At 45.7% G+C, this 17,608-nt stretch carries 18 protein-coding genes; 8 read left to right on the forward strand and 10 right to left on the reverse strand.

Going from position 1 to position 17,608, the window contains the following annotated elements; translation table 11 throughout:
• Window positions 1–22: 22 nt before the first annotated feature.
• Genes ACJJI4_RS04675 through ACJJI4_RS04685 form a run of 3 tightly spaced genes read left to right on the forward strand, consistent with a single transcriptional unit; the run spans window position 23 to window position 2,413 of the window.
• Window positions 23–340, forward strand: a complete 318-nt coding sequence (locus tag ACJJI4_RS04675; RefSeq protein ID WP_282931896.1) for a PepSY domain-containing protein — start codon at window positions 23–25, stop codon at window positions 338–340.
• A gap of 34 nt (window positions 341–374) precedes the next feature.
• Window positions 375–1,049: a response regulator transcription factor gene (locus ACJJI4_RS04680; RefSeq protein WP_282931897.1), complete on the forward strand. Its 675-nt coding sequence runs from the start codon at window positions 375–377 to the stop codon at window positions 1,047–1,049.
• On the forward strand, window positions 1,046–2,413 hold the full coding sequence (locus ACJJI4_RS04685; RefSeq protein ID WP_444927246.1) for an ATP-binding protein: 1,368 nt from the start codon (window positions 1,046–1,048) through the stop codon (window positions 2,411–2,413). Before ACJJI4_RS04680 ends, ACJJI4_RS04685 begins: the two co-directional genes overlap by 4 nt.
• Before the next feature lie 28 nt (window positions 2,414–2,441).
• Here ACJJI4_RS04685 and ACJJI4_RS04690 read toward each other — a convergent pair whose 3' ends face one another.
• From ACJJI4_RS04690 to ACJJI4_RS04710, 5 genes are all read right to left on the reverse strand, one after another.
• Window positions 2,442–4,244 carry an acyl-CoA dehydrogenase gene (locus ACJJI4_RS04690; RefSeq protein WP_444927247.1) on the reverse strand — a complete coding sequence of 601 codons (1,803 nt, stop codon included), beginning with the start codon at window positions 4,242–4,244 and terminating at the stop codon, window positions 2,442–2,444.
• 170 nt (window positions 4,245–4,414) lie between these two features.
• On the reverse strand, window positions 4,415–5,488 hold the full coding sequence (locus ACJJI4_RS04695) for an MJ1255/VC2487 family glycosyltransferase (protein ID WP_444927248.1): 1,074 nt from the start codon (window positions 5,486–5,488) through the stop codon (window positions 4,415–4,417).
• Window positions 5,485–5,991 carry a phosphatase PAP2 family protein gene (locus tag ACJJI4_RS04700; protein ID WP_444898054.1) on the reverse strand — a complete coding sequence of 169 codons (507 nt, stop codon included), beginning with the start codon at window positions 5,989–5,991 and terminating at the stop codon, window positions 5,485–5,487. Before ACJJI4_RS04700 ends, ACJJI4_RS04695 begins: the two co-directional genes overlap by 4 nt.
• A 385-nt stretch (window positions 5,992–6,376) precedes the next feature.
• Window positions 6,377–6,598 (reverse strand): DUF1653 domain-containing protein, encoded by a 222-nt coding sequence (locus ACJJI4_RS04705; protein ID WP_444927249.1) that lies wholly within the window; start codon window positions 6,596–6,598, stop codon window positions 6,377–6,379.
• Between the two features lie 8 nt (window positions 6,599–6,606).
• A complete protein-coding gene (locus ACJJI4_RS04710) occupies window positions 6,607–6,969 on the reverse strand; it encodes a DUF3301 domain-containing protein (RefSeq protein ID WP_444898052.1) in 363 nt (120 codons plus the stop codon).
• A gap of 13 nt (window positions 6,970–6,982) precedes the next feature.
• On the opposite strand from ACJJI4_RS04710, the gene ACJJI4_RS04715 reads away from it, so the two are divergent.
• The 3 genes from ACJJI4_RS04715 (at window position 6,983) to tmpT (ending at window position 9,427) form a co-directional block, all read left to right on the forward strand.
• Window positions 6,983–7,678 (forward strand): SDR family oxidoreductase, encoded by a 696-nt coding sequence (locus ACJJI4_RS04715; RefSeq protein ID WP_444927250.1) that lies wholly within the window; start codon window positions 6,983–6,985, stop codon window positions 7,676–7,678.
• Between the two features lie 360 nt (window positions 7,679–8,038).
• Window positions 8,039–8,548, forward strand: coding sequence for a DUF1097 family protein (locus tag ACJJI4_RS04720; RefSeq protein ID WP_413664981.1), 510 nt, complete (start codon window positions 8,039–8,041; stop codon window positions 8,546–8,548).
• Window positions 8,549–8,788: 240 nt separating this feature from the next.
• On the forward strand, window positions 8,789–9,427 hold the full coding sequence (gene tmpT, locus ACJJI4_RS04725) for a thiopurine S-methyltransferase (protein WP_413664982.1): 639 nt from the start codon (window positions 8,789–8,791) through the stop codon (window positions 9,425–9,427).
• 19 nt (window positions 9,428–9,446) lie between these two features.
• On the opposite strand, the gene ACJJI4_RS04730 is transcribed toward tmpT, so the two are convergent.
• From ACJJI4_RS04730 to ACJJI4_RS04740, 3 genes are all read right to left on the reverse strand, one after another.
• The gene (locus ACJJI4_RS04730) at window positions 9,447–9,779 is read right to left on the reverse strand and encodes a GIY-YIG nuclease family protein (protein ID WP_444916552.1); all 333 of its coding nucleotides are present in this window, start codon (window positions 9,777–9,779) and stop codon (window positions 9,447–9,449) included.
• Window positions 9,754–10,845, reverse strand: a complete 1,092-nt coding sequence (locus ACJJI4_RS04735; protein ID WP_444927251.1) for a PA0069 family radical SAM protein — start codon at window positions 10,843–10,845, stop codon at window positions 9,754–9,756. The genes ACJJI4_RS04730 and ACJJI4_RS04735 overlap by 26 nt, the downstream gene beginning before the upstream one ends.
• A gap of 154 nt (window positions 10,846–10,999) precedes the next feature.
• Window positions 11,000–11,455 carry a Cif family virulence factor gene (locus tag ACJJI4_RS04740; RefSeq protein ID WP_444927252.1) on the reverse strand — a complete coding sequence of 152 codons (456 nt, stop codon included), beginning with the start codon at window positions 11,453–11,455 and terminating at the stop codon, window positions 11,000–11,002.
• Between the two features lie 714 nt (window positions 11,456–12,169).
• Between ACJJI4_RS04740 and ACJJI4_RS04745 the strand changes: the two genes are divergently transcribed.
• Both ACJJI4_RS04745 and ACJJI4_RS04750 read left to right on the forward strand, forming a co-directional pair.
• Window positions 12,170–13,234 carry a hypothetical protein gene (locus ACJJI4_RS04745; protein ID WP_444927253.1) on the forward strand — a complete coding sequence of 355 codons (1,065 nt, stop codon included), beginning with the start codon at window positions 12,170–12,172 and terminating at the stop codon, window positions 13,232–13,234.
• A gap of 1,466 nt (window positions 13,235–14,700) precedes the next feature.
• Window positions 14,701–15,945 carry a cation:proton antiporter gene (locus ACJJI4_RS04750; RefSeq protein ID WP_444927254.1) on the forward strand — a complete coding sequence of 415 codons (1,245 nt, stop codon included), beginning with the start codon at window positions 14,701–14,703 and terminating at the stop codon, window positions 15,943–15,945.
• A 14-nt stretch (window positions 15,946–15,959) separates the two neighbouring features.
• On the opposite strand, the gene ACJJI4_RS04755 is transcribed toward ACJJI4_RS04750, so the two are convergent.
• Both ACJJI4_RS04755 and ACJJI4_RS04760 read right to left on the reverse strand, forming a co-directional pair.
• A complete protein-coding gene (locus ACJJI4_RS04755; RefSeq protein ID WP_444927255.1) occupies window positions 15,960–16,589 on the reverse strand; it encodes a LysE family translocator in 630 nt (209 codons plus the stop codon).
• Between the two features lie 91 nt (window positions 16,590–16,680).
• Window positions 16,681–17,538, reverse strand: coding sequence for an AraC family ligand binding domain-containing protein (locus tag ACJJI4_RS04760; protein WP_444927256.1), 858 nt, complete (start codon window positions 17,536–17,538; stop codon window positions 16,681–16,683).
• Window positions 17,539–17,608: the final 70 nt, after the last annotated feature.

A 17,608-nucleotide genomic window follows, 5' to 3' on the forward strand; every position in this document is an offset into this window, starting at 1 on the left:
GGATATCCACAGGAGCCGCACCGTGAAACTGAATCGTACCTTACTTGGCTTTATTGCTTTTACCGCTGTGTTTTTGCCGGCGCTCTGCAGTGCCACGGTACACAGCTACCCCGCTTATGAGCGGGAGAGTTTCCAGCCCCACTTTCTTCGTGTTCAAGGGGGAGAAATCTCAAGAGATCGGGCTGCTTCAATCGTAAAACAACGCTTTGGTGGAAAAATTCTCGCCATTTCTGAGACCAAGAAACAGGGGCGAGCCGTGTATCGGGTGAAAGGACTGTCGGCCAAAAGCCAGGTTTATGTGGTGTTTGTTGATAAACAGAGCGGCCGTATATCCCGCTAGCAGAATAATTGCGAGCCGCAATAAGGTAATTACTATGCGCGCACTATTAGTTGAAGATGAAGCATTACTGCGGCAGCAGCTGGCAGAGTCCCTGCGCACGGCCGGGTACACCGTTGACGAAGCCCCCGATGGAGAAGAGGCACTTTATCTGGGAAGGGAATATCCCTACGACGTTGCAGTAATGGACCTGGGTTTACCCAAAATTGATGGTATCCAGGTTATTGAAACACTGCGCCGTGAAGAGAAGCATTTTCCTATTCTGATTTTAACGGCTCGGGGACACTGGCAGGAAAGGGTCTCCGGCCTGGAAGCTGGCGGGGACGATTACCTGGTAAAACCCTTCCATACTGAAGAACTGCTCGCACGGTTGAATGCCCTGGTGCGCCGTTCCGCAGGTTTCTCATCGCCGACGATTAAAGCCGGACCTATCGTTCTGGATACCAGTGCGCAACGGGTTAGTGTGGATGAAGTTGAATTGGACCTGACTTCGTTTGAGTACAAAGTACTTGAATACCTGATGCTACATCCGGATGAGGTAGTGTCAAAAACCACCCTGACAGAACATATCTATGAACAGGACTGTGACCGGGACAGCAATGTGATAGAGGTGTTTATTGGACGCCTGCGGAAAAAAATTGATGCGGCAGCCAAGCTTAAGCCTATCGAGACTTTGCGCGGGCGCGGCTATCGCTTTGTGATTCCGCAGTGAGATCCATCAATTTCCCCCTGCTTTCCTATATTCTGGGTTCCTTAAAGGGGCGTCTGGCCCTGGTTACCAGTCTTGTGCTGGTCGGCTTTATTCTTCTTATCTCTGGAGTCCTCGAGCACGCCTATCGCACCTCCCTGAATGAAGCCAAGCAGCGGGAGCTGCAGGTCTACATTTACACCCTGCTGGCGGTTGCTGAGCCGGAAGGTAAAACCCTGATTCTGCCCCCGAGTTTGCCCGAGCAACGCTTCAACCAGCCTGATTCCGGCTTGGTGGGAGCTGTTATTGACCGGGAGGGTGAGATTATCTGGCGTTCGGAGTCAGCCCTGGCAATGCCGCAGCTGGAGTTCTATCCGCTTTCCCAGGGGCAGGAGTCCTATTCGCAGGTATCGGTTCCGGGAGAAGAGGGAAGTTATAGCAGTTTCCGCCAAGGGGTTGCCTGGGGGCTGGAAGATGAAAATTTGTTTACCTTTGCAGTGCTCGAGGATGCGGCCCCGCTACAGGCTCAAGTGGGGCAGTTTCGCTCAACCATGTGGCACTGGTTGGGGTTGGGAGCATTGTTATTAATCCTTGCACAGTGGTTGGTTCTGCGCTGGGGGTTTGCCCCGCTGACAGCCCTGGCTAATGCGCTTCAGGAAATGCAACGTGGGGGTGCTGATCGATTGGAGGGTAATTTTCCTCGGGAGCTACGCCCACTGACAGATAACTTAAATCTGTTGATTGAAAATGAGCGCCGCCAGAGAGAAAAAACCCGGCATACCTTAGCTGACCTGGCCCACAGCCTGAAGACGCCATTAGCGGTATTGAAAGGTCTCAAATTTTCTGGAGATTCAACAACCGCCGGCAAGACGCTAACGGATCAGGTACAGCGGATGGACAGTATTATCAGTTATCAACTGCAGCGGGCAGTAACCAGTTCGCCGAAATCCATTATACGGGGGACACCGGTCGCGCCACTGCTCCATAAAATACTGGATGCGCTTGAAAAGGTGTATCGCAGTAAGCCGTGTGATGTCGAAAGTTCCTGTGCTGAAAACACCCTGTTTTATGGTGACGAAGGTGACTTGATGGAAGTCCTGGGTAACCTGCTGGATAACGCTTATAAATATGGTGACGGGAAATTATCGGTTGCCGTTGAGAATATGGAAGATACTCGCAAACTGTCTATTCGGGTTAAAGACAATGGCCCAGGGCTGGACAGTGAGAAATGGCAAGCGGTTACCCAGCGGGGCGTTCGCGCCGATGAACAGCAACCTGGGCAGGGTATTGGACTTGCCGTGGTAGTGGATATTGTTGAGAGCTATGAAGGGCAAATAAATGCGGCCCCTCTTCCTCAGGGAGGTACGGAAATTACGGTACAACTGTAATTTCCGTTTTGCTCGACAGGTCGTTTAACTAGAACCAATTTTCCTGCATGTCGAAAGGAACGCTATTGCCTGATTTCAGCAGTGCGATAGCTGTCTCTGTTTTTGGCAGCTCCCATTCAAAATAGTATTTCGCAGTGTGTAATTTACCCTGGTAAAAATCCTGAGCTTCACTATTAGGATTCTTTTCCAGTGCTTTTTCTGCGATAACTGCCTGCTGTAGCCACAACCAGGCGACTACTGTACAGCCAAATAAATCCAGGTATAGGGTGGCATTACCCAGGCCGCGATCCACATCTTCCTGAAGCTGGGAGAATAATGCAAAACTTGTCTCATCCAACTTTTCCAGGGCTTCTTCCAGCATTTTGGCCATAGATTCGAGCTTAGGTTTATCCCTGGCCTGCATAATCGTATTGCGGACCTCTGCCTGTAACAGTTGGTAGCCAGCAAGATTTTTTGACGGTACTTTCCGGGCCAGTAAATCCAGGGCATGGATGCCTTCTGTACCTTCGTGAATTGCGTTAAGGCGATTGTCTCGATACAACTGCTCTACCGGGTATTCACGAATATAACCCGCTCCCCCCAAAACCTGAATCGCCAACTCATTAGCTTTTAGGCAGTACTTGGAAGGCCAGGATTTTACTACGGGAGTTAGCAGATCGAGCAGTGTTGCAGCATTGTTGCGCTGCTCTTCTGTAGGGGCTGTATGCTCATCTTCGTAAAGTGAGGTGGCATAAATACTCAAGCTTAAGCCACCTTCAGCATAGGCTTTTTGCATCAGTAGCATACGGCGAACATCGGCATGCTGGACGATAGGGACCTGTTTGGATTCAGGATCTCGGTTAGAGGGCATACGTCCTTGTGGGCGGCCCTTGGCGTACTCAAGAGAGTAAGTGTACCCCTGGTATCCAAGTACAGAAGCGCCAGCTCCCACACTGATACGGGCTTCATTCATCATTTGGAACATATACTTCAGGCCCTGGTGGGGTTCACCGATCAGGTAGCCTACAGCTCCACTGTCCTCACCAAAGCTCAATACCGTTGATGTGGTATTGCGGTAGCCCATTTTATGTAGCAGGCCTGCGAGTTTTACATCATTGCGTTTTGCCGGTTTCCCCTGCTCGTCCAGAAGGAATTTGGGAACCAGAAAAAGCGATATTCCCTTCACACCTGCGGGTGCGCCTTTAATTTTTGCCAGAACCAGGTGAACGATATTCTCAGTGAGGTTTTGATCGCCACCAGAAATATACATTTTCTGCCCATGAATGCGGTAGCTGCCGTCTTCTTCTGGTAGGGCGCTAGTGCGAATGTCTGACAGCGCGGAGCCCTGATCCGGTTCAGTTAGTGCCATAGTCCCGGCAAAACGTCCGTCCAACATTTGTGGAAGGAATTGCTTTTTAAGCGACTCACTGGCAAAAGTGCGTACCAGATTGGCCGCGCCAATGGTCAAGAACGGGTAGCTAGCACTGGCAACGTTTGCTGCGGCCATATAAGCGAGCGCTGTGCGCAGAATAACTTCTGGCAATTGCAGTCCGCCTTCCTCTGCATCACAGTGAGCGGCGAGAAATCCTGCAGAGGCAAAAGCATCCCAGGACTGTTTGGTTTCTTCGATAACGCTGACGTTTTCACCATCAAAGCTCGGTTCAATCTCATCGCCTTTGGCGTTGTGATTGGCGAAAAATTTTTCTGCAATGGTGTGTGCAGTATTCAGTGTTGCATCAAAAATTTCACGGGAATGCTCACTGTACCGAGGGCGATTGATTAGGGCCTCGGTATCTAAAAATTCGTAAAGCAAAAAATCGATTTCACGCTCGTTGAGCAGCTGATGGGCCATGTTTACCTCTTACATTATTCTTTTTGGGTAATCCGTTTAATTTCCAGGTAGTTTTCCATTGAATATTTTTATGCTGGAACACTACGATTCAAGTGTATATGTAAACGTGGAGAGGGTGCACTGGGCAATGACTGATTCTATGAATAGACTTGGCGATTATTAGAGTGCTTTTACTCGGATATTCTTTGAAATACTGGTGCTGCGTCTGCAACGGGCTTTGGTACCACCTTGCGCCACAGCTGGGAGGATAGTTCAGCTGGGCTTTGTCGGCACCCGGAAGCAATCCAGTTGCCCAGTGATTGAGCCACATCAGGCCAAACTATCCGAAGTGGAGGGGGGCAGTTGGTTAGCCACTTGTCGATCGTATAGGCATTTATCTGTTTTACGATTGTGGCCAGTTTGAGCTGATCGAGAGCTTTGGCATTGGCTTCCTGCTCAAATTGATTGGCGAGAGGCCTGCTGAGAATGGGTTTTCCCAGAGCCAGGGTTTCAGCCAATAATTCAAATCCGCTATTGCAGATTACTGCTTTAGAGGTTGCCAGATCCTTCTGAAAGCCATTAATTGAGGGGGCCTTAACTTGAATATTACTAAAGGTAGGTAAATTGTGGGGTATACCGTAGACGATAAACCGATAGGGCAGCCTGGAAAGTTCGTCCAGCATCGGAATAGGCTGTTCGAAAGGCAAGTAAACTAGAATATGTTCACCCAACTCCTGGGAGAGTTCAGGTTTCTGAGGGACGATTGGCGGTAGTATTGGGTTGCCGAAGTGGTGCCAATGCAAACCGATACTCTCTTGTGTTGGGGCAAATGATTTTAGTACTGTTCGGGATGCCCACTTATTGCGAGGTGCAGGGATCGGGAATTCAAAGGCGTATTGATGGCCGATACCGATACTGCGTTTTTTCTTAAATTTCGCTGCCCATGCCGTAACAGGTTCATAGTCACTGATAATTAAATCAAAATTATTAACCGGCAGTGTTCTTATATCCTTGATGAATCTTACTGCATTGATGTTTCGTAGTGTTGCGAAACTATTTAAGCGGCCATGACTGTGGATAAAAGTCATTCCCTCCCGCCACCAATAGTCTCCAAAAGAAGACATCTCAAATAAGCTTTCTCTTGGACGGCCTGAAAATAACCACTGGACCTCGAGATTTGGATACTTTTCGAATTGCTTAGCCAGCGCACGGGAGCGACTAATATGCCCATTACCCGTGGATTGAACGCCGTAAAGTATCTTCATATAAAGGCAGCACTCACAATTAAACTGACACTGGTCCCCAAAATAGCGCCGGCACAAATATCAGACGGGAAATGAACTCCCAGGCCAACCCTGGCGGCTCCGACCCCGGTGGCCCAGATATAACCGAAGCTCCACATGGGGCTTACCTGTATAGACATCGCGGTTATAAATAGGAAGGCGCATGAGGTGTGGCCCGACGGTAAGCTGAAACGATCGTGCGCCACAATTACGGGACGCATGCCCGGGATTGCTTGGGGCGGGCGAAGTCGTCGAGTCGTGTTTTTTATCCCCCAGTACAATCCGCGTTCCAAGGCAACTGCGGTACATGCCAAGTACAGCAGTTGAATGGCTGAATTGAGCCATACATAGGTGAATAAAAGTGCCCCGGCTGCCCACCCATCCCCAGATTTAGATAGCCACAGATAGCGCCGGCGAGAGCTGGGGCGTGATGCCCGCTCAACCATATACAGCACTATGGACACATCAAAACTCTTTAGATTCATCGGTAAGCCTCGCATGCCGACAAGTTACAAATCGATTATTGCACGGACTTGACCGATTTATGTCGCAATAATGAAATCTTGACCAGGCGGGAAGAATAGTATGAAAGAGCTTATTTCAAAGGCTGAAAGATCCAACGAATAGTTGGCGCAAGATTATTCCAAATCAAAATTATAAGTAATTCGATTAATAAACGCTGGGGGCTTTCGGGGTCAGTTGTAAGCTGATAGTACACCTGAGTACCAGCAAGTTAGACAAAAGATTGAGTTGGATTGGGTGCAGATATAACTGAAGAAAGTTACTTATCTTATTGGAAAAAATAATAGACAGATAAAGTGACTTTGGAGGAGGCATGGCCCCTCCAAAATTAATGACATTTCAGGCAGGTCAGGCAGCTATGTCAAATGCCTGGACTAATTCAAAGCGTGGAGATTTAACGCCGTTTTTAGAAACTGTTTCATTAAACATGTCTTTTGGTCGCACCCAGACGCCATAGCTTCCATAAAGGGCTCGGTACACCACCATAACCTCTTCGGATTCGCTATGTTTTGCGGTATGTAAAACCTCGTACAGGTTTCCTTTGTAGTGACGATATAGGCCGCGTTGCATGGGTACCTCTAACTTACGTGGTGGGGGGCAAGCTGTAGCTGTTGGATGCGATTCCCGTGAAGTACAGCAGTGCCTGAATAGCGATGTTCGCCTGTAGAAGTAAACTCAAACTTGTAACTGCGGTGAAGGCTGAAAAACCCCCTCTTATCCTTTTTGATTCGAGTACGAACCAAAAGCACGGTGTCGTCTAACAGTTGGACACCGAGCTGTCGGCAGTGATCAGAAGCGGCTCGCCGGACGTGCTCTTTAGCGGCCATACTGGCCCAGATATACCAAAGAACCACAAAGAACAGGGAAAGCCACAGTATGTCGCTGAGAGTGTAATACATTGCTATACAGTTGCTATGATCGCTTTCCTGCAAGAATACCATTTAAGGAGCGCCAATGTCCGGCACGATTTTAATTACTGGCTGCAATCGCGGAATTGGGCTTGAGTTGTGTGCCCAGTTTGCCGAAATTGGCTGGAAGGTCCTGGCTTGTTGCCGGGAACCGAAGAAAGCCGCTGAGCTCGCGATGTTGCAAGAGCGCTACGCCTCGATACAGTTGATTGGCTTGGATGTGACCGACTACGAACAGATGATCTCTCTAGGTAAGGCCTTTCAAGGAGAGCCGATAGACATATTGCTCAACAATGCAGGTTACTACGGGCCGAAGGGCGTGGGATTTGGCGCTGTTGACCGCGCAGAGTGGCGTCGAGTTTTAGAGTCCAACACTATCGCCCCCTATATGATGGCAGAAACTTTTTGTGACAATGTTGCGGCCAGCGAGCACAAGCTAATCGCGGTGATGAGCAGCAAGGTTGGGAGTATCGCTGATAATCGCTCTGGCGGGGGATATATCTACCGAACTTCAAAGACAGCCGTAAACCAGGTCGTCAAAAGCTTATCTATCGATTTAGAGCCGAGAGGAATCACGGTTCTCGCTTTGCATCCGGGGTGGGTAAAAACGGCTATGGGCGGCCCCGGAGCACTGATTTCTGCTGAGGAAAGTGTCGGCGGACTAAAAAAGCTGCTTTTATCAGTAACGCCAGCAAAAACGGGTCGATTTTATAACTATGACGGGACAGAAATTCCCTGGTAACGCTTGTAATGGGCTGTGACAAAACTCCTTTGAGAATCTAATAGAATGCAGCTCCCACACTCTGCCGGCCTGAATACGAGGTCGCTTGAGTAGCCTTGATCAGTCGAATTTATGCATTTCAACTTTTTTGCATTTGGCCGGCGGGTGAGTCTGTTTTGTCTGCTTCGTGCTACTGCCTGCTGATTGCAAGATTGGGCAAGAATACGGAAGAAGTTTTCTATCCCCCAGAGTGGGAACTACCTGAAAATAGCTTCATATCAAGGAATGGTTCTGATAGATCCTTTCAGAGTGTTGGCGGGTTTTACGTTTTAGGCAAGGAATCTTACCTCTTATCAGGGTGTCCTCGAAGGAGTGGAAATCATGAAGTGGCCCAGTGTTTTAACCAAGCGTAAAAGCTTGTCCCCCCAGTTACTGAAGTCACCAATCCTTGCAATTCTCATTGTTGCGGCACTCGTCGGTTATCTGGGCGGAATGCCAATATGGGTAGCGGTGTTGGGTGTTATTGCCTATTACTCCAGAGGGCGTGATTGGCGGGCAGGTGCCTACAATCTCGCATGTGTGGTGACCGGGCTGGGGTTGGGGTTGGGCGCTCAAACAGCGGCACATAAATGGCAAATTGACCCAAGCATCCTGGTTGGGCCGATTGCACTTCTCTTCTCGATTATCAGTGTATGGGCAATGGGAATGGTGACCGGTATTCGGAATGTCACCAGCTATGCCATTGGTATCATTATTGCGTTTCTTGCGCAGTTGGACATTACCTTGGATGCCTATTTTCAACTGATTGCAACGGTATCTATCGGTGCAGCATTTGCCGGCCTGATTGATATTTTATGGCCGCGTCAGCAACGAGCAGTAAGGACTTGTTGAAAGATTAATCTGAGTGCTTGAGGGAAAGGGTTGTAAGGGGTTCAGTAAGATTGAATAGAGGTGTAGTTCAATGTTAAAACGTATATTGCTATCTACAGCAATGATATTTGTTACGGCTTTGGCGTTTACTGAACCCTATGAGTCTGAAAGTAGTATCGAAATGGAATACTACAGAACACTTCTTCATTGATGTAATTCGTTTCTTATCTATTTTTTTACCTTGGATTGTAGGAGCCAGTTGTGAAGGAAGAATTTTGGCACGATAAGTGGAAAAGAAATGATATTGGCTTTCACGAGGCGGCCGGCAATTCGTTGTTGACAGAATTTTTTTCCAGTCTCTCTCTGTCTCCGGGTGATCGGATTTTCTTGCCGCTATGTGGCAAAACGAAAGATATTGCTTGGTTATTAGAACAGAATATCTCAGTCGTTGGCTGTGAACTCAATGAGGAGGCCGTGAAGCAGCTCTTCAGTGAAATGGCAGTAATCCCACAGGTAAGCCAGGTTGGTAATCTGAAGTGCTACTCTGGTGCCAACATCGATATTTTTGTTGGCAATATATTCGATTTGGGTAGAGAGGAGTTGGGGCCGGTTGTAGCGATTTATGATCGGGCTGCACTGGTAGCCCTCCCCACAGATATTCGTGAGCAATATGTCAGACACTTAATGGCTATTACCCAAGTCGCACCTCAACTCCTCGTATCCTTCGAGTATGAACAAACTCAGATGCCTGGCCCACCTTTTTCTGTTGGGAGCCGTTTGATTTACGAATATTATGATGCCGATTATAGCCTACAAGTATTAGCGACAAGAGACGTTGTTGGTGGACTTAAAGGCAAGGTTCCTGCAAGAGAAGAGGCATGGTTGTTAACGCCAAAATGATAATGGCTTTCTCTGCAAGTTAAATTTCTGGCAGGGAATGAGAGCCAAGTATTAGTTTTTCCTTTTTTGATTTTGGCCACTTCTTAATGGCTATCTCCATTTTCAAGGCGGTTGATTTATCGGGTAGCCCCACAGAGAACACGAGCGTAAGGGGCCCCTTACCTCGTAGTGCTTTTGCCGTCTTTGGGCCATCACTACAGTGCTCAGCAAAACGCCTCTCCAAATCATTGGTTATACCGGTATAGAGTGTTCCTCTGGCCGTTCGAACAAGATAGAGAAACCAATTCACGCCCAGCTCTTCCTTCTTTTTTATATAGCCCATAGATTCAAGAGAATAAATCCTGCTGCTCATTAGTGCGAGGCGGCGGCTTGAACTGGGAGCAATCCAAGGTAAGGCGCCGATGATCCAAGCCCAGCTTTTTCATTGCCACTTGAAAGCGTCTTTGGAGTAGTTGAGCAAATATGCCTGTGCCAGTTCGCCTTTGGGAAAATTCACTTTGATAGTCCTTACCTGCACGGCTTTGCTGCACCAGGCTCATGACATGCTTTGCTCTTTCTGGGTAGTGTACCTCTAACCATTCCCGAAATAGAGGGGCAACTTCATAGGGGAGGCGCAATAGGATATATGCGGCTCTTACAGCCCCTGATTCCCGTGCAGCTGCAAGAATCGACTCCAGCTCACAGTCATTGAGAGCGGGGATCATAGGCGCAGCGAGTACTGCGGTAGGAATGCCCGCTGTACTCAGCTGTTCAATTGTTCGCAGACGAGCAGTAGGGCCAGCGGTCCTTGGCTCAAGCTTACGCTTAAGGGCATTATCTAGCGTGGTCACGCTAATGGCGACTTGGGCCAAGTTATCTTGTGCCATTTCTGCCAGCAGTGGGAGGTCTCGCAAGATTAGCTGGCTTTTGGTGACAATGGTTACCGGCTGGCGAAACTCCTGCATAAGCTCCAACAAACTACGGGTTATCTCTTTCTCTCGTTCCAGAGGTTGATAGGGATCGGTATTGGCTCCCAGAGCGATGGGACTGCACTGGTAGCTCTTCTTTCGTAGCGCTTTCTCTAAAAGCTCAGCAGCATTCGGCTTGTAGAAAATCTTGGTCTCGAAATCGAGCCCTGGTGATAAATCCATATAGGCATGAGCTGGGCGGGCATAACAATAGATGCAACCATGCTCACATCCCCTGTAGGGGTTTATCGATTGGGAGAAAGGGATATCTGGAGATTGATTAGTCGAGATAATAGTTTTCGCCTTTTCCTCAATGGATGAGGTTATTAGTCTCACCGGCTGATCAGGCTCCATTTGCCAGCCATCAGTTTCACGGGAGCTGGATAGTTCAGCAAAGCGCCCAGGGAGGTTAGAGGCGGTTCCTCGACCCTTGCATGGGGATGGCACTTTAGTGGAAGGATGATCTGACATTTTTTTAGCGATAACTGTATTAATGTACAGTTTACGCCTTAATTTTGAAGGATTGCAAGCCTTCGCGGATTTACCTGGAGAGGAAAATAAGTCTGGGTTTGGTTTCCCTAAGAGGCAATGCCTCTTAGGGTCTAATTGTGCTCTTAAATGCTGTTTAGGCAGTGACTGCAGGGTTATATTTCGATTCCATTGTCAGCCCGGGCCGTTCGTCATCCCAAATCATATGCACTACCTTCCAGGATTCGCCATCGTTCAATAGCTGGATACTATTTATCCCTCTTTTTAGGAATTGGGTTTTCTCCTTATCGCTCCAGGCTTCATAAACACTGAAGACATGAGCAATATTTCCAAATTGCTCGATAATGTTGTGTATTTCAGCTTCATAGAAAGGGCGATCTGCAATTAGATTTTCAAAATTTTCTGGATATTCTTGGACGCTGAGGATTGTAGACTGGGGCTTGCCATTGCTATCCGCAAATGTGCGTATCATTTTTGCATCAGGGGAAAATAATGATGCCTGTCTTTCCCAGTCTCGCTGAAAACCTGCAGGTCCGGAAATACCGCTGTAAAGTTCATCTACTACTTTTTGAATTTGAAGCTTGTCTTTCATGCTCATCTCCTTGCTTTTTAAGTATGAAGTCAAACTGCTGGGACTTTGCGAAAGCGTACTAGCTGACGTTTGCCGCTAATACTTAATTAGTTTTATAACTCTCGTGCTCTTAATGTTCTTTATATTGGAATTGAGCTTAATCCCTTTTTCTACTGATGTCAGTAGAGAAATGTGAGCTTGATCTCAGCTGTGCAAGAAAGACCGTGGGGCGTTCGTACCTATTGCTGCGTCACAGAAAGCTTGATTGTTATGTAGAAGAGTAAATTATCATCGATATGTTTGCTAATATAGCTTTATTAAGTTTTAGTCTTAATATTCGCTCTTTAAGTTGATGCATGAATATTTTAACTCATTAGAAATTCAGAGTAATCAATTGGAAAAATCACAAAATTAAAAATAAAACACTATGGAATAGTGTTTCTGAAGTTCTGTCGCTGCGAAATTAGCGATAATTCTTACCCGATATTTCTAATCCGAAGGCTGTCGTTTTACTTTTGTGTCAAAAGATAAGATGTAAATATGATGATTTGGTTCTCTGCTGAGGGCGCCATGAAGCTGCATATCGTATATATAACCATATACTGTTTCCTTGGTAAATCAATTGGGATCAAGTTTTCTAGTAGAGGCTGCTCTTCAGCTTTCTAATACACAAATTACTAAATAATGTTGCCTATACTAAGTGATTATACGCGCTATAAGGTGACATTTTTTAGTATGAATTCAAGAGTGCTTTCTCGTGAATTAGGGCGGCAAGAAGCGCTTTACGTTGAATTGACCAGGCAGTCCAAAGGCGGATTGCAATTAATTACCTTCACTAAGGTATGTGAACCTCTTACCCCCGAGTCACTATGTAAGGGGTTTGCTGTGCTTCATCAGCACCATCCTCTATTGCGGGCGAGGGTTGTAAAGAATGCCCATTACAAATGGGTATGTGATGTGAAATTTTCAGACATTCCTATTAAAATTCTCCAGCTAAATAACCCTTTAAATTTTGAGTTGGAATATGCCCGTCAAGCGGAGAACTATTTGGATAGTGAGAAGTATACATATAGCCTTACGATTTTCACAAATGACAAGGGGTTGGTAGAGTGGGTGGTATTTAATAATATCCATGCCGTGATGGATGGCCGCTCTATCATGACTATATATCTGGAATTAGATAGGCTGCTGCTTGAGAACTATATGGAAGCAAAGGTCGAATCTTTACCACTGCAGGAAAGTATAGTAAGTAGATTGAAGGATGCAGGATATGTAGGGGAGAAACATATTTTTCATGGGGGAGAAGAGAATTCTTATAATCGACTTGTAGAGACACCTGCACCTGTAGGTGAGCGAAGAGCTAATGCGATAGCTCGCTTATTAAATCCAGATATTATTCGGTCATTGGCAAAAATTGGTAAGCCTAGGAATATAAGAATTACTTCGATGCTTTGTGCAATTGCCTCTATTGCTGCAGAGATGCTACCTGGCCTCAAAAAAGAAACGGAGATTGTTTTAGCTATGGATGTTAGGGGGCTTTGTGATCCCCCTATTTCCATTGAACACGTGGGCTCATTTTCACATACCACTTGTTTGAAGGTTCTCAAGGGAGCTGCCTTGAATGATTTTTTAGACCTTGCAGAAGATTTTCAGTTTCAGGTGCTCTCTGCTCTATCTAAAAAGACTCCACTAGCTAAGAAATTAGAATCCGTCTATAAGGTTTCCGACATAGAGAATATGGCTGCAAAACCACTTTTGCAAATGAGTCCTTTATGGCAGGAATTTGTGTATCAAATTTAGGTAGCCTGGATAAGTTGGGTGGGAAAATGAAAATATTTGAAGTTGAAAAAGGAATGGTTACACAGACAAATGGTTTGAGTCCCTTAACAATAATATCATATACAACCAATCGTAATTCCAGTTTTATTTTTGGTTACTGTGAGCCATTACTTAGCCATAAAAGTGCCGTTAATTACGCAGATCGATTTATGGAGATCATACGTACTCTTGTCTCGCAGAGATAGTGCTCTTAATTTTTTATAGTAAGTAACTGGCTCTATTTTATCTCAGTTAGGTTTAAAAGTCGCGATTTCTGAGTTGGTCAATAAAGGACGCGGTACTTTTCTAGCTATTTAATTTGTTAGATTGCGTAGTCTAACTTCAATTAAATAAAGTGTGCTTCCTGCTAGGCCGTGAGCAAAAGTGTATATGAGGTCTTGATATAATATTTTCTAATTTTTTGTTGTGTGGCTGTAAATTAAAAGTCTACTTAATAAAATGAGTTTTTAATTAAAAATTTATGCCTGTTTAGTAGTTTTGTTTGTCAATAATTATTGGTGGGTTGGTTGGCTTGTTTTAGTTTGTAGCTGCTCAGTAATGATTGGCGGGTCATAAGGACTTTTCTCGGGAAGAGGGGAGACGCTGGTCAAGTACATTTCGATGCCACTGTAGGCTCAATGGCGAGTTTACTCCGCTCGATTCATTCTGGACGGCGAGCGTATATCTTGAGATGGATGACTATGAAAGACGGTTTTAGTTTCTAAGTAGCATAATAAAGCCTTTTTCTGATCACTAGACCCGGAGTTGCCGATGACTAATTGACAAGAAGGGGTTCCAGTGGCATCTAGATAAACATCTTTTTGATATGCCGGATTGCAAAAGTTGGGAAAGGGTTGTTTGTCAAATAATGTGTGAGAACTTTATGAGTGACTGGTTAAAGTAACTGCATTTGGCGCCTATACTGAAACAAATGGCCTGCCAGGAGAGACAAAAATGCAGTGGTTAAATCTAAATAGGCTGGCCTGGAATCCTTAATATCAGTGGATACCTACTGTTAATATACAAGCTAGATATGTAATACATTCCTACATTGAAAATCACGTAAAGGAGGTAATGAATTTCGCTGTCAATTTACCATCCAGAGAACCTGCATCGCCTTCATGTGTTACCGTTAGTCTTATAGGCGATATATGGCCCTTGTCAAGGAGCTTCGATGCTTGAAGGTCGAGTTCAGAAATTTGGTGCAAATACGCAGCGGTTACCCAATGTTGGTGGTAGCAAACATGATATACCAAAGAGTAATGTTAACTTTTGGATACCGTGAACCAATAAATGGGCAAAAGGGTGTTCAGTACAATATAGAGTTTTATATGAATAGATTGACTACTTCGATAACAGTTGGTTGTTTTCGATGAGTTTTTTATCATTTTTGAGGCTAAGAGTTAAGGTGTTTAACTCTTGGTTATATTGGCAGAGGGAGTGGCTTGGTGAATGACATAGTCACCGTTGTAGGGCAAGGGTTATACCTGGCTGTTGCTGCTGTTATCGGATTAGCTATCGCCAGAATATTACGTATAGATAATACACTTGGCTGCCTTGTCGCAGGAGTGCTGGCGGCTTTGCTACTTCCCATAATTGACTATGATACAGGTTTGCGTGCAACCAGTATCAGAGAGCTGGTATTCTTTGTTATTTTACCGGTATTAATTTTTGAGTCCGCCTGGCAGCTGGAACCCAAAGTCTTAAAGCGCTGGATTGGACCTGTACTGTTATTCTCTACACTTGGTTTAGTTATTTGTGCAGTTCTTATTGCAGCAATTACTTATTACGGCATTGGTCATCCTGAGGGTTTTCCTTGGGTGGCGGCCATGTTGACCGGGGCTATTTTAGCGGCTACAGACCCGGTTTCTGTAGTTAATAAGTTGCGTCAGGAAAAAACAGGAGAAGATCTCTTAACCTTGGTGGATGGAGAGAGCCTCTTCAATGATGCTGCAGCTGTAGTGCTCTATTCGTTAGTATTAGGGCTAGCTACCTATGGTATCGTTGAAAGCTCGTCGATGGGGGCTGCAGCCCCTTCGTTGGACGCCACTTCAGTGACACTATATTTTTGCATGGTATTTTTTGGTGGCGTTGCAATTGGGCTTGTTTTTGGCTTGATAACCACTCTTGTCATATTGTTTTTGCGATCTCCCAGTGCGGCTTTAATGACTTTAGTAATCGCTGCATTTGGTAGTTTCTATTTGGCGGAAAGTATCTTTCATGTATCAGGTATCATTTCGGTAATGATATGTGCAATTGTTGCTCGAGCGTGCTTAAGCAAGCAAAATAACACCTATTTGATTAATGCGGGTCCAACTTGGGAGTGGATGGGACTGTTTTTTACCGGCATTATTTTTGTGATTATGGGATTGGTGATAACTTTTGAGATGTTTACCCACCAATGGCTGGCAATGTTTATTGCTACAGCGGCTGCTTTAGGAGCTAGAGCATTATCTGTATTCTTAGTGGCACCTCTGACACGCTTTGTTGGCCCCCCGATACCGAAATCCTGGCGTCTGTTAATGAGTTGGGGCGGGCTGCGAGGGGTTATTGCGGTCGCTTTGGTGCTTTCTCTTCCAGTTGAATTGCCCTATTGGTGGACAATTCAATCTATGGTATTTGGCGTGGTCCTTTTCTCCTTGTTGGTACAGGGGACTACCAGTGGCCGCTTGATTCATAAATTAAACCTTTGAGCTAAGGTTCCAAGTCATACAGCATTTAGGCTAATAGCGGTGGGGTTATCAGCAATTAACCACACAGCGACAAGAAGCAGACTGAATGCAAAAAACTTGTTTTGCAGATTTTTATTTTTATCACTGATAAGTGCTTTCGATAAGGTCCGACCAAAAGCGATCCATGAGAAATGTGTCACAAAGTTGAGTATGGTGATCATAATAATCAAGGTGATAATACTGCTTTCATTGCTCTCCTCTTGCTTTGGTGCGAACACAGAGAACATAGTAATTACTATCATCCAAGCTTTAATATTCATACTTTGAATTAGCATTCCCTGCCAAATACTTACCGATTTGGTGGCAGTTTTTCCAGGCTCTTTATTAGGCTTTATAAAAACGTAAGCAAGGTAAATTAAGTAGATGGCACCAGTCCACTGTAAGATGGTCATTACCATAGGGTAGTGAATTAGCCAGCTCATAAATCCGAAGCCAACCAATAAGGCCTTCATTAGAAATACAATGTCTATGCCTGCCAGTAAAGGTAAGGAACGACGAATACCCAAGCTGGCTCCGGCTGCAGCAAAGGTGATATTGGCAGGTCCCGGGCTAAAAATCAGTGGGAACATTACTGCCAACCAGGCTAATAGAAACTCTAAGCTCATATATATTACTCATGTCATAGAAGAAATATCGCTATGAGAAGTAGCTCACACGGTTTAACGGTGCGCTTTGTTTTCCCTGAGATAGGTGAGCTTAGAGGGAGTAGAAGGAAGGTTCTTGTACGAAATTGCGCTGTGCAGACTTTAAGTAACGAGCAGGTGTGATACCGAATGCACGCTTGAAGTTTCGACTCAAGTGGCTCTGATCAAAAAATCCGCAGTCGATAGCCACTTCAGCCACTTGGGTACCCGTACGAAATAATGCTCGGGCCTTTTGGATTTTTAGGAGGATTAGGAATTGATGTGGAGGAACGCCAAACTGGGCATTAAAACTACGAATTAGCTGATATCGACTCATGCCAGTTAATTGGCACAACTCATCCAGTGTCACATTTCTTTGCCAGTTTTCCTGTAAATAAGCACGGACCTTCAAGGCTTCCTGTTTGTTAGACGATGACTTCGGGTAGATCTTTTGGTCGCCGTGACGGGCAAAGAGCTGGCTAATTGCTAGGGTGAGTAGTGAGTCTGTTGAAAGGGATAAGGCGTTCATTTCAAGACTGCTATGTAGCTTGTAAAGGAGCTGAAAAAGCTCAGGATCATCCAATAGTGGCCCTTTCAAAAATGGTACGGGTGTTTGATTCAGCAGAGTGTGTTCCCTGAGGGTTTCCTCAATAAGCGCCGTGTCAAAGTAAAACATACGGTAGTACCAGCCGGAGTCACTTCCGGAAAAACCGGTATGAATCTCGCCTGGATTAAGCGCAGCAAGGGTTCCCTGAGGAATAGTCACTATTTCACCGCGATAATCGAGCTTTTCTACGCCAGAAAGGAAGATTCCAATAGCGAGTTCATCATGCCAATGCTTGGCAAAGGAAAACTTATGGAAGTAGGCGTGAAAAAGCTCTATGCCGCAATGACTCGGACTTCGCCAAGCCTTAGAGAATTCCTTTCGCACTGATAACCCTCGTATGATAAATAACCATTACTTTACAGAAAGAAAGGGTGGTAAGGCAAAGTTACAGATG

The sequence above is a fragment of the Microbulbifer maximicatervae (SeqCode) genome (genome assembly GCF_052467305.1).